This window comes from bacterium (assembly GCA_024228115.1).
Classification (GTDB): Bacteria; Myxococcota_A; UBA9160; order UBA9160; family UBA6930.
In genome coordinates this window covers 1-12,490 of record JAAETT010000217.1, presented here as the reverse complement: position 1 = coordinate 12,490, position 12,490 = coordinate 1, and the positions used below count along the sequence as shown (strand labels likewise).

Annotated in this window: 10 protein-coding genes; 5 read left to right on the top strand and 5 right to left on the bottom strand. The window is 64.3% G+C overall.

Features of this window, described 5'->3' with window-relative positions; all coding sequences use genetic code 11:
- The first annotated feature begins 234 nt into the window (after nt 1–234).
- The gene (locus GY937_10155) at nt 235–945 is read left to right on the top strand and encodes a spermidine synthase (GenBank protein ID MCP5057072.1); all 711 of its coding nucleotides are present in this window, start codon (nt 235–237) and stop codon (nt 943–945) included.
- Nucleotides 946–961: 16 nt separating this feature from the next.
- Here GY937_10155 and GY937_10150 read toward each other — a convergent pair whose 3' ends face one another.
- From GY937_10150 to GY937_10140, 3 genes are read right to left on the bottom strand one after another with little or no spacing between them, the layout of a single operon-like run.
- Nucleotides 962–2,281: an MFS transporter gene (locus GY937_10150; protein ID MCP5057071.1), complete on the bottom strand. Its 1,320-nt coding sequence runs from the start codon at nt 2,279–2,281 to the stop codon at nt 962–964.
- A 21-nt stretch (nt 2,282–2,302) separates the two neighbouring features.
- Nucleotides 2,303–2,881, bottom strand: a complete 579-nt coding sequence (locus GY937_10145) for an ATP-dependent Clp protease proteolytic subunit (GenBank protein MCP5057070.1) — start codon at nt 2,879–2,881, stop codon at nt 2,303–2,305.
- 29 nt (nt 2,882–2,910) lie between these two features.
- Nucleotides 2,911–5,523, bottom strand: coding sequence for a CehA/McbA family metallohydrolase (locus GY937_10140; GenBank protein ID MCP5057069.1), 2,613 nt, complete (start codon nt 5,521–5,523; stop codon nt 2,911–2,913).
- A gap of 50 nt (nt 5,524–5,573) precedes the next feature.
- Between GY937_10140 and GY937_10135 the strand changes: the two genes are divergently transcribed.
- A complete protein-coding gene (locus tag GY937_10135) occupies nt 5,574–6,248 on the top strand; it encodes an NUDIX hydrolase (GenBank protein MCP5057068.1) in 675 nt (224 codons plus the stop codon).
- A 5-nt stretch (nt 6,249–6,253) separates the two neighbouring features.
- Here GY937_10135 and GY937_10130 read toward each other — a convergent pair whose 3' ends face one another.
- On the bottom strand, nt 6,254–8,248 hold the full coding sequence (locus GY937_10130; protein ID MCP5057067.1) for a rhomboid family intramembrane serine protease: 1,995 nt from the start codon (nt 8,246–8,248) through the stop codon (nt 6,254–6,256).
- A 135-nt stretch (nt 8,249–8,383) separates the two neighbouring features.
- Between GY937_10130 and GY937_10125 the strand changes: the two genes are divergently transcribed.
- Both GY937_10125 and GY937_10120 read left to right on the top strand, forming a co-directional pair.
- The gene (locus tag GY937_10125; GenBank protein MCP5057066.1) at nt 8,384–10,459 is read left to right on the top strand and encodes a pyrroloquinoline quinone-dependent dehydrogenase; all 2,076 of its coding nucleotides are present in this window, start codon (nt 8,384–8,386) and stop codon (nt 10,457–10,459) included.
- A 310-nt stretch (nt 10,460–10,769) separates the two neighbouring features.
- Nucleotides 10,770–11,225 (top strand): hypothetical protein, encoded by a 456-nt coding sequence (locus GY937_10120; GenBank protein ID MCP5057065.1) that lies wholly within the window; start codon nt 10,770–10,772, stop codon nt 11,223–11,225.
- A 23-nt stretch (nt 11,226–11,248) separates the two neighbouring features.
- On the opposite strand, the gene GY937_10115 is transcribed toward GY937_10120, so the two are convergent.
- Nucleotides 11,249–12,046 (bottom strand): crotonase/enoyl-CoA hydratase family protein, encoded by a 798-nt coding sequence (locus GY937_10115; GenBank protein MCP5057064.1) that lies wholly within the window; start codon nt 12,044–12,046, stop codon nt 11,249–11,251.
- A gap of 33 nt (nt 12,047–12,079) precedes the next feature.
- On the opposite strand from GY937_10115, the gene GY937_10110 reads away from it, so the two are divergent.
- Nucleotides 12,080–12,340 (top strand): hypothetical protein, encoded by a 261-nt coding sequence (locus tag GY937_10110; GenBank protein ID MCP5057063.1) that lies wholly within the window; start codon nt 12,080–12,082, stop codon nt 12,338–12,340.
- The last annotated feature ends 150 nt before the right edge of the window (nt 12,341–12,490 follow it).

Sequence of the window (12,490 nt, the reverse complement as noted above, 5' to 3'; positions counted from 1 at the left end):
GCCGAGGCACGCCCCGAATTTGCGCCGAGGACCGAGCCTCATCCACCGTAAGCGACATCCGTCAGGATCAATCGCCGCACAGCACCCTGGAACCATCGAAAGTCAGCTTCTCAACTGATTTTCATGCATAGTCCGGGCTAGCCCCTTCGCGATGCCTTCGATCCCTTCTGGGCCCCGAGTATGGGGACTGAGCTGGTTGCGGTTGTTGCGCCGGCCTGGGATCCTTCCCGGCCCATGGACATTCAGGACCTCGACGTACTGGCCTACGAACAAACACCGATCGGCGCGATCTGCCTGCAGCAACGCGGGATGGAAGGTGACGCCACCCGGCGCGTAACCGAGATCACGCTGGATCATCAGTTCCTGATGAGCAGTCACAGTACCTGGTCGGAGCGAAAACTCGCCGAGCGCGGTCTATCCCTTCAGGCCGGGGATGGGCTTCGCGTTCTCGTCGGTGGGCTGGGCCTGGGCTACACCGCTCGGGAAGTGCTGCGCTCGCATCGGGTGGGAGAACTCGAGGTCGTCGAACTCCTCGCTCCAGTCATCGGCTGGCTCGAGCAAGGCTTGCTGCCCCTGTCGACGGATCTGCTCGGGGATTCCCGGCTCGAGGTGGTGAACGGAGACGTGTTTGGTCGCCTCAGCGAAGAAGGCTCGGAGAAGTTCGATCTCTTGCTCATCGATGTCGACCACTCCCCGGAAGAACGTCTCGGGGAGACCAGCAAGAGCTTCTACGAAGAAGCGGGCCTTCGGAAGCTGGCTTCGCATCTCGCGCCCGGCGGGATCTTCGGTTTCTGGTCGTATGCGAAGAGCCCGCGCTTCGAGACGGCGCTGCGCAATGTGTTTCCAGAAGTGTGGGCCGAGTCGTTGACGTTCCACAACGAAGTGATTCGGGAAGACGAGACGAATTGGCTCTACTTCGCCAAGAAGCCGATTTCTCGAACCTGAAGCTCGTTCAGCGGGTCTAGGTCGGGTGAACCGGATTCCTGGTGAACGGTGCGACGAGCAGAACGCCGATGGGCAGAGCGATCATCAAGTAGAGGCCCGGCACGTAGGAATCGAACTGGTCGCGTAGAAGGGCCAGGGCTGATGGGCCGAGGGCGCTGGAGATGACCAGGCAACTCATCATGGCGCCTTGGATCGAGCCCAGATGGGTTCTTCCAAAGAAACTCGGCAAGGCAGCGACGGTGAGCGGTCCGTAGAAGCCGCTGGCAACACCCCAGCCCGCAATGGCAACGAAGCGCAGCCAAGGGTCCGCCATGTTCGCGATGCCGGCGAACATCAACACCTGCCCGACCATCATCGTCATGATCAGGTGGCGAATCGGGTAGCGATCGGCGGCCATGCCTGCGAGGAAACCGACCGGCGTCGTGACCAGCGCGATGGGCAGGAAGATCGCCACGGATTGCGCCGCATTGAGCCCCATCTCCGCACCCAGGTCGACGATGTGGAACGTGATGCCCGTCCCGACCATGGCCTGGATCCCGATGCCGGACGTGACCAACCAGAAGGCACCGGTTCGAAGAGCTTCGGCGCGGGTGAAGCCATGCTCTCCCTCATGATGGGTCGTGGCAGGGGAGGTCGCCTTCGCCACCGGCTCATCGCCGTCCATGCCCAGGCCGCACTCCTCCGGGCTCTCCCGGAACAGGAGCCAGCCGATTGCACTCATTCCGACGCCGACCGTGATGGCCATCTCGAGCCAAGCGCCTCGCCAGCCCGCTCGACTGATCCACAACGCAAGCAGGAGCGGCGCTCCCGCAAAAGAGAAATTCACGAAGGGGCCCGAAATGGCGGAGACCAGACCGCGTCGCCGCTCGAACCAGCGCGCCATCATGGTTCGGCTCACCAGGGTGAGCATGCCCTGGCCGCTGAAGCGGATCCCCGTGAACCCCAGGGCGAGGAGCGCGAAGGAGGCCACACTGACGGGGAAGAAAGGCAACGCCGTTGCCAGGCCTTCCGCCAGCCGATCGGCAAAGGCGAGGAACGTCAGAGTGATCGCCAATCCGGAACAGGCGACCACCACCGTGCGGCGGACGCCAAAGCGATCGACGAGGCTGCCGCCCAGGGGAAGAAGCAGGCCGCTTACGATCGTGCCTAGCAAATAGGCGTTGCTGATCTGGAGTCGCGAGAGCCCGGTGGCTTCGATCAGATGATCGGTGAAGACCGAGACGCCCATCGTCTGCCCGGGGATGCTTGCCACGATTCCGAGGGTCGCGGCGGCGACGATCACCCAGCCATAGAAGAATGGAAACGCGGCCGGGCGGAAGGGGAAATCCGGACGCATCGAAAAGGAACGGGGGACCGGCTAGAGGTCCTCGGAGGTCTCCACGATCCGACCCACGATGCCATAGGCCTGCGCCTCTTCGGGAGACATCCAGTAGTTGCGATCCGTGTCCTTCTCGACCTTTTCGAGCGGCTGGCCCGTGGCGTCCGCGATGGTCTGGTTCAGCCGGCCGCGCGCCTTCACGATCTCTTCCGCCTCGATGCCGATGTCGCTCGCGCGTCCGCCGATGCCACCCAGAGGCTGGTGGATCATGAAGCGGGTGTTCGGCAGGCAGAACCGATCCTCTGTGGGAACCGAGAGATAGATGTGGGCGCCAGCACTGGCGACCCATCCCGTGCCGACCATTTTGATCTGCGGTTTCACGAAGCGGATCATGTCGTGGATCGAATCGCCGGCCTCGACGTGTCCGCCCTCGGAGTGGAGGAAAATGGTGATCGGGTCGTCGCTTTCGGCGGCGAGAGCCAACAGTTGGGCGGTCACCTGCTGGGCCACCTGAGAGGTGATCTCGCCGTGGAGCAGCATGGTGCGGGCCTTGAAGAGGCGGTCCGCCATCCGGAAGAGAGGATTGGAGAAAGGAGATTCGTCCTGTTTTTCGCTCATAGGAGAGGGAGCCTACCCACTCCCTGCGGCTAGGGCAGCCCCGGTGCCGCCCAACGCCCGTCCCGATCGGAATCCACGTAGATCGGGTTGGTGAAAGCGAAGGGGACGAAGCCCGGCAGGACGGCGGCGTAGGCATCGCTGGGCTCACCTTCCACCTCGACGGTGACGAAGGCGTCGGAGGGGAAATGGAGGGGGAAGACCAGCTCTGACGGGCCCTCCAGGGGCCGACGTTCGGCGAGCACGCCATTCACGTAGACCCGAGCCTCAACGACGGGAACCCACGGTGCGGCATCGACCCGCACGCGCAGCTCTCCGTCAGATCCGCGGTGGACCTCACCCAGGCCAGCCGCACCGAGGAGGACATCGAGAAGCGGACCGGTCGTGCCCCACGACGCCCCGGCTCGCACGGCTTCGGCGAACGCATTGTCCTCGATCGGTCCGTCCGGCAGGCGGACGTAGTTGCGCGGAACGGCGACCGGGACGCCGAGCCGATGGGAATCGCTGTTGGCGGTCGCGGTTCGCTTCTCGCCCTGGAGCAGAAAGGAGAACCAGTCGGCCCGCCCGTGCAGATAGCCCGGATGGTTGTCACCGTTCAGGAGTTCGATGGCATCGAAGTCCAGATCTCGTAGGCCGTGCGCGCCGCGCTCGCTGAGCACGCGATTGTCGCCGGCGCCGAGCGGCTGGGCGGGGTCGTAGGCCGCCCCCATGCCGAGGTGATTGAAATAGGATTCGTCGTCTTCCGGGTTGAGGCTCGAGCGCGGGTGATTGAGCTGGAGGAGCGGCGCTCCGGTTTCGCGCAGCTCCGCCCAGATATCGCGCCAACGACGCCCTTCGGCCCGGGGGGCACCGCCCCGATAGGCGGCCTTCTCCATTCGCATTGGAAAGACATTGGCGTGACCACTCGTTGCGGGCGTATCGGCGCCTCGGAAGGCTGTTGTTATTTCAACGCCGGTCACCCCATGAAGCCGGTCTGCGAGCCCCAGGGCCCGGATGGCAGGCCGCGGATCCACGGTCCGGTCATGCTCGGTGGCGACCAGGATTTCTCCTGCTGCAGCTGCGAAAGCACGCAGCTGTCCCTCCTGGGGCAAGGCGGAATCGAAGCTCCAGCCGGAATGCACGTGAAGGTCGGCGGAGATCCAGCCGGGCGTTTCGAGCAAGCGCGACGGTGCTGCAAGGACGAGGCTCATATCTTCACCGGCCTCGAGTTCAATTCGGGTTTCCGTGAGGCCATGCTCGGGCCCCAGGACCGCAAGCACCCTGTAGCTTCCAGGTTGCAACAGCGCTTCCGTCGGATCGCCGGGGACACCTGCAAGCGAGATATCGTTCGTCTCGAGGCTTGCCGGGATCGGGCTGCCGTCCACGGCCAGACCGAATTGATCCGCGCCAAACCGGGGGGTCGGCGTGCCGTTCTCTCCGACGAAGACGAGCCGCATCGGCTGACCTTGCGGCAGGAGCACGCGGGTCGCAGGTGCGAGCGCGAGTTCCACGGCCCCTTCTGGACCCGGATGATCTACGACACGGCGCTTTTCCGTGCCGTCGAAACCTCGGGCCTGCAATGCGTATCGACCTGGAGGAAGGCGCAACTGGAATGCGCCGGATTCGTTCGTGCGAACAGTACTGATCGGGGCGCCCTCTTCCGAGGAAACATGAACGACCGCCTCGCGCTGCCCGACGTGGCCACTCAGCAGGGGTTCGTCTGTCCAGAGCTGATCCGTGATCGACGCGACATCCGCCCGCTCTCCTACCCAGAGCTTCCGCTCGAGAACCAGGGAATCGCCGATCTCGAGATCCATGAACAGGGATTGCGCCAGTTCGAGAAAGCCCGGGTCTTCGTCGCTACCGATCCAGAAGGGTCGAGGGAAGGCCCCGATGAGTGTGAAGCTCTCCCCTGTCACGGAGAGGCCCGGTGCCGGTCGCTCTCGGCCGTCGGCATCGCGGCGCACCGAACCGATCAGATCGAGCCCGTAGCTGATCGCCGGGCCCATGTTTCCGCTCCCGACCCAGACGATCAGATCTGCTGGAACCAGTGCGGAGACCATGGAGAGAACGCTCGCCGGGTCCCCGCCCGGGTGATCGAACCCAACCGAGTGGGATGGCGTGCGCCGGTTCGTGGTGAATGCACGCAAGGCGCCGCTCGGGTGAAGGACTGCGGTGCCGTAGGCGAAGAAGCGCCCTCCGTCTTCTCGCCGCGTGATGCGTGTCGTGATCGCAAGACTGCGGCGTTCATTCGCATCGAGGGCGTAGGTGCTCTCGATTTCGAGGCCGTCCCGGCTTCCGACAGTGATGATTTTCGCGGCGGAATCGCTCACCTCTGCGTGCACTTCGGAAACCGTGACGATTTCTGACTGGGAGAGGTTCACCAGCGGCTGAAGGGTGGTCCATTGGTCGTCGTTCCGGCCGCAATGCCCCAGATCGATGAGCACGCCACCCTCGTTGCTGAGCGAAGATTCGTGGACCGGATCGGAGATGGCGGCACACAAGCTGCCATTGCCGAGCACCCAATCGCCGATGCCCGCGACAGCGTCGGGTCCCCCGACCTTCAGCGTCTCGTAGCTGCTCGCCGTGAGCTGTTCGGCAATGAGCTGGGCGTGGCCCACCGTCGGGAGGAGGAGGAAGAAGAGGAGGAGTTGGAGCTTCCGCACGGCGTGGCAGGGTATCACTCGCGGGGGAGGAGTCCTAGGATTGGGCCCCTATGGCCGACGCCCCCGAACCCATCCCGTCTGCAACCGTGGTGCTTCTCCGAGACGGTGCCCGAGATATCGAAGTCCTGCTCCTCCAGCGGTCTCCTCGCAAGGGCAAGCCGGGGCCTTGGGTGTTTCCCGGTGGTCGGGTCGAGCCCCATGATGTTGCGGATAGCGATCCCCGCTCCGAGGGAAGTGCGCTCGCGGCCGCGATTCGGGAGACCCACGAAGAAGCCGGGTTGCGCATCGAATCCGCGCGGCTCGAGACGATCTCCCGGTGGATCACTCCACCGGTTGCCCCCAGACGTTTCGATACCTGGTTCTTCATCGGGACGAGCCCCATGGACGAGCCTGTGCGGGTCGACGGGGAAGAAATGTCGGATCACCGCTGGCTCTCACCCGCGGAGATTCTCGCGTCTTTCGGCCGAAAAGAGCTGAGTCTGGCACCGCCGACCTTCGTCACGGTGAGTTGGCTCGAGGAGTTCGCCCGGGCCGACCAGGCCGTGGCCGGGCTCGCAGCCCGGGAACTCGTCACCTTCCGCCCGCTGATCCTTCGAACGAACGAAGGCTCACTGGTGATGCTCTACCCGGGTGATGCGGGCTACGAGGCGGCCGATCCGCATGCGGAAGGCGCGCGTCACCGCTGCCATGCGCTCGAGCACGGCTATTCCTACGAACGGTCCTGATACGGTCAGACGTCCTCGATATCGAGTACGACAGCGGCGTAGAGGGCTGTATCCGGGAACGTCGAGAAGGCCGGAATACCACGTGCTGCTTCCAGGTCGGGTAGTGGTGCAGCGCCCGACGTTTCCAGCAACGTGGTCACCAACAGCTGAAAAGCAGGCAGAGCTTCGTTTTCCCCATCGACGAGGCTGCACGGATTGAATTGATCGCTTCGAAGCCGGACGACCTGAAGGGTCTCTGCATCCGGATCGTTCCAGTTCATGGCCAGATCGATCAGCAGGACCGGGCGCTCGCCCAGGCCGTGCACTGCGCCGGCCGCGATCGCCTGGATGTGCGAGAAGAGGATGACGTGCTGTCGGTCGCCCCTTCGCAACGTCAGGCCTTCTCCGTCGAGCAGGGTCGGCATCCCTTCGATGATCTTGGCGTCGCGCCAGCGTGGGCCACTTCCGAGCCCAGGCTCGGACGACGAAGTCGGAACGGCCAAGGCTTCTGGTTCGGCCGGGTGGGGAAGGGCGGCAGGCACGTTGCGCAGCGGCTCGGAGACGGAACCCAGTTCCAGATCGATCGGTTCGCCCAAGTCGATCGCGCGGTCATCCTCACCTTGCCAACCTTCTCTGCGCGCGTCCGGATCCGGGGCGTCGGCCCTCTCGCGGCTACGATCGAGCTCCCGGAGGGCCGCTTCGATATCCCTGCGCCGCTCGTCCGGAAGTTCGTGCCATGCGAGCGCGCGTCGGGCGACATCGGCTGCCAGCTCCGGTGCCCGACATTTCGCGACTTCATAGAACCGCAACGCCAGGCCCGGCGGCAGGTCGTCCGCACCACGTCCCACCGCATGCTCGATCGCGCGCCTGGCTTCGAGCGGGCGGTCCTGTTCGTGGAGCCGCTGGGCGACCCTCAGCAAGATACGGGCATCGATCTCTGCGTCCGGAACGAGCAATGTCATTTCGCACCAATAGTCGGTGGCGGTCTGTAGCTCGCCGGCGCTCGTCCACCGTTCGATCTGCTTCGTCAGCTCGGTCGCGGCTTCTTCCGGGCGCTGCAACGCGGCGGCTGCATCCCAGGTGGCGACCACGACATCCGGATCGTCAGGCCGCTGCCGCATGGCGCGGCGTAGTCTCTCGTAGGCCTCCTCGAACCGGCCGTCTTCGCGGAGGGCCTGGACCTCTTGGATGACGGGGTTTCCTTCGGCGAGGGTGAGCTTCGCTTCGACGCGCGAACTCAAGAACTGCGCCTCGATCTTGCCGAAGCGAAGGACGCCCGCGAAGGCCATACCCCATAGGAAGCCGCCGACGTGCGCCCAATACGCAACTCCGCCTTCCAGGCGCGCCGCATCGGCGATCTTCGCGTTGAAGAGCTCGGTACCGAACCAGAGCGGGAGCATCAGGTAGGCGGGGGCTTCGAAGGTACCCATGCGAAAGAAGAGGAAGTAGAAATATCGGAGGCGGCTCTTGAACAGGCGCACGAGGTAGGCGCCCATGACCCCGGCGATGGCACCCGACGCACCGACCAGCGGCATCGTCGATTCCGGAGAAGACATCGAAGTGAAGAACAATCCCGCGAATGTTCCCGCGCTCAGGTACAAGCCGAGGAAGACCGGTCTTCCCCAGCGATCTTCGAGTGGCGGGCCGAGCAGGAAGAGCAGAAGCATGTTGCCGATCAGGTGGAGCCAGCCGGCATGCATGAACTGGTGCGTGAACATCCGGGAGAGTCGGATGTCCGCGGGAACCAGGCCCCATTCATCGTAGGGAGTCGGCGGCAGAACGAGTTCCAGGTCCTCGTCCGTTTCGCTCTGTGCCTCGAGCATGGCCTCGACCTGGGCTTCCCATTCCGGGAGGCGGCCATCGCAGCTACTCGTTCCCGTCCCGAAGAGGGTGAGAAGGCACAACGCCATCAGGGTGAAGGTGACCCAGGGCAGGCGCCGAACCTCCGATTCGTCATGGCCGATCGGGAGCAGCATGGCCATGGAATCGGCGATTCGGCGGGGGCCCTTGACGGATCCCACCGGCATCTCGGATCGCTCTGGCAGAATAACGATACGGTCCGTATCATAATCCATCCCGGGTACAATGATGCTCGAGGAACCCCTCTCAGTGGATCTCCGCTACTCCGCCGACGACGAGAGGTCGCCACACTCCGAATGAAGTCTTTGCTCGTTGTTGCGGCGGCTTGTCTCACACTCGCCGGCGGCTGCTCGCCCGAACTCGACTCCTCGGGCCCCACTGCGGAATGGCCTGAGTGGGGCGGCGACAAGGGGGGCATGCATTATTCGCCGCTCACCCAGGTGAACGCGCGCAACGTCGACGGCCTGGAGCTTGCCTGGGAGCATCGAAGTGGCGATTTCAATCCACCCTCCGCCGACAAGATGACGACCGCGCTGCAAGTCACACCGATCGTCGTCAACGAGACGCTCTACTACTGCACGCCCCACATGCGTGTCTTCGCCTTGGACCCCGAAACCGGCAACGAACGCTGGTCCTTCAATCCGAAGCTTCGGGAGACCGGGCTGGGTGGGCCCTACCCGCTCACCTGTCGGGGTGTCGCCTACTGGGAAGCCGCGGAGCCCTCGAGCGGCCAGGCCTGCCAGAAACGAATCCTGTACGGGACGAAGGATTCCGAGCTCTGGGCGTTGGATGCCGACACGGGCCGACCCTGCGAAGATTTCGGCGAGGCGGGAAAGATCCAGCTGCGCGAGGGACTCGAGCAGGGCCTCCCGCCGTGGGAGTACTACGTCACGTCGCCGCCGCTCGTGATGGGAAATCGTGTGGTCCTGGGCGCGCTGGTCGCGGACCAGCTGCGTACCGATGCGCCCTCGGGAGTCGTCCGGGCCTTCGACGTGCGAACGGGCGAGCTTGCGTGGGCCTGGGATCCGGTGCCAAAGGGCTGGGGCGCGGCCCTGCCCGCCGGCGAACGCTTTCATCGCGGTACACCCAACGTCTGGTCGATCCTCTCGGGGGATGAAGAGCGCGGCCTGATCTTCGTTCCGACGGGAGGCGCGTCGCCGGATAGCTATGGAGGCCAGCGCGACGGCGTCGATTTCTACGGCTCATCGACCGTCGCCCTGCATGCGGCGACGGGCGAGGTCGCCTGGCACTTCCAGACCGTCCACCATGACGTCTGGGACTACGATGTCGGCACACAGCCCGAACTCTTCCAGATCGAGGGCGTGGGCGGCGGGCGCGCCGGTGTCCTGCAGGCCACGAAGATGGGCCACGTCTTCTTGCTCGACCGCGAGACGGGCATTCCCCTCTATCCGGTCGAGGAGCGGGCCGTCCCCCAGGATGGCGTGCCCGGCGAGACGCTCTCTCCGACCCAGCCATTCCCAACCCATCCTCCGCCTCTCCACCCTACCGCGCTCACTCCCGAGAATGTCGGCTTCACATTCGCAGACCGCGGATCCTGTTTGGACACACTCGAAAAACACCGATTCGACGGGATCTTCACACCGCCTAGCATCGAGGGATCCATACAGTATCCCCACGTGGCCGGCGGAATGAACTGGGGCGGGATCGCGATTGATCCCGTCAACGGAACGATGTTCACCAACCAGACCCATATCGCGATGATCGTGGAGATGGTGCCGCGCGAGACCTACGAGAAGATCCCGCCGGATTCCGTGACCTACCCGGATGAGCTCTACCCGATGACGGGTACGCCCTATGGCGTGAAGCGCTCTGGCTATCTTTCGAGTTCCGGTGCGCCCTGCAATCCCACGCCCTGGGGTTCCCTCCAGGCCGTCGATCTCAAGACCGGCAAGGTGAAATGGAAGGTGAACCTGGGAACAACGAAGTATCAGGCGCCTTGGCCCTTGTATTTGATTCCCGGTCTCGGCGATGTGGGTTCACCGAATTTCGGGGGCGGCCTGGTGAGCGCCGGGGGCCTCTTCTTCATTGGCGCCAGCATGGATCGGGCGTTCCGGGCCTTCGATGTGGAGACGGGTGAAATCTTGTGGGAGGAGGAGCTTCCCTTCCAGGCGAACGCTTCCCCGATGACCTACCGGTTGAGTGCGGATGGCCGCCAATACGTCGTCATCGCGGCCGGCGGCAACGCAATCTCCAAGCAGGGCGACGCGATCATGGCCTTTGCCCTCCCCCCCGAACTTCTAGCCACCCATCGATTTACTTTGCCGGTCGGATCGCCGATGTTGGTCGGAGCGCCGTTTCCGATGCCCTGCTCACGAGCGCGCTTTGCTGGAGGGCGTTTTGCCGACTCCTGATGCATCCGTGAAGGCTCCCTTCAGAGCGCGCCCACCACTACATCGTTTCTCTTCATCCGGCGGCAGCCGCACGGGTCGAGATCGCCAGGTTGTTGAGTGCTGGCCGGTCGCTGACCCCGGACCAACAGGCACGGGTCGCCGCGCTCGGACGCACGGTCTTCGTCGTCGTCGGGGGGCAGCGCGTCAGGTTGCAGTGGCACGCTGGGGTGCGCCTCAGGTCGAGTCGGGGGAGCTGGCGCTCTTCCGATGGTCAGCCGACGGCGGCTGACGCCCGCTCAGTACGTACGGGCGGGAGGCCGATGTGGAGGGGATGACATCTCGTCCTCGACCCGATGGCGAAGTCCTGATCAAGGAGTTGGTCGAGCGGAGTTCGTTCTTCCGCTACGCGCCCGGCGTGCTTGCCGGCGTCTTCATCGCTTGCCTCGTCGGGGGCTTCGCGACGACGGGCTCCGAGCGTTTCGAGTTGCTCTTCATCGCGGTCGTGATTGCCGCCGTGGCATCACCAATCGTTCTGCGTCGCCATCCCAGGCTCCAGAGCGCCGCGATGGTGTTCAGATTCCTGGTTGGTATCGGCATGGCGTTGGCCGGACTCGCCGCGCTCGTCTTCTCCGTGATGCTATTCAAGGCCGGCAGCTTCGGAATCCTGGCTGGAATGATCCTGTTCCCGGTCGGCCTGACAGGCCTCTACCTGGGAGGCGTCATGGCATTCCTGCCTGCGGTTCCGCCCCTGCCCGATGCCGTCGAGAACGACGCTGAAAGCTACTGAGAGACCCTGTCCTCGCTATCGATCTACTTCCCCTTGAAAACGGGGTCTCGGCGTTCGACGAAGGATGCTACGCCCTCGGCCGCATCTTCAGTGTTGGCGAGCCGGCGTTGGGTTTCCTGGAATTCTGCGACGGCGGCCTCCTGGCCTTTGAGCGCGTAGAGCCGGGAGGAGGCCTTGGTCGCTTGGATGGCCTTGGGCGCGAGCGCCGCGATCTTCTCACTCAATTCGATCGCGCGATCCAGTTCAGTTCCGGCGGGTACGACTTCCTGGACGAGTCCGCAGCGCAGGGCTTCCGCTGCATCGAACTCGTCCACCACGAGCAGGTGGTACATCGCGTTCCCCCAACCGCCACGCTCGACGAAGCGAATCGTTGCGCCACCCGTCGCCATGATTCCGCGTTTGGGTTCCAGCTGGGAGAATCGACAGTCATCCGCGGCGACGACGATATCCGCACCTAGCATGTATTCGATTCCCGCAGTAAAGGTGATACCCCGAACAGCTACGACGATCGGCTTGCGGCAGGCGCGCCCCGTGAGCCCGGCCGGATCCACACGGTTCGATTCTCGCGGTGCACTGCCCGCCTCCTTCATGCGATCGTGCCACTTGGGAAGGTCCAGGCCCGCCGTGAAATGCTCGCCATGGCCGAACAGGATCCCAACGCGCAGCTCCTCCTCCTCGTCGAGGCGGGTGTAGGCATCGCGCAGCTGGCCCCACATCTGTGGGGTGAAGCCGTTTCGCTTCTCCGGCCGGTCGATGCCGATCAGGAGGAGATGCCCACGTTGTTCGACGCTGATGCGACCTTCCGGATCGCGCTCGCTCATGTTGAAGACCTCGAAAAGGGGTTGGGTTGGAAGATGGCCGCTCGGAGGGCCTCTCCGCTTCGCGGTTTCGAAGCCGCGCATGGTAGCGGCTTCCGCCTGGGTGTCGCAGAAGCACCCGCGGCCTTCGGGCTGAACGGCGGCTGCTACCTCCGGGGTTCAGCTTGGTTGGGTTGCCTCCGCGGGCTACTGCGATCGCCTACCAGCGGATTGCAGTTCTTGATCGTGACTTTGCCCTCGAGGACGTTCCCCTTCGAGTACTCGCTGAAGTGGCAGGTGTTGGTCGCTGGGTCGTAGTTCTCGATCCAGTGTTGGCGATCACGAGAAACCGTAGAAATCTGATCATCTAGCCGTGGTCGCGCGCGAGTGCTGGTTTCTCGTCAGAACGGCGAATCGGTGTCGGTCGGATCGGTGTCGAGTTCGCGATCGAGAGCCGCGAGGTAGTGT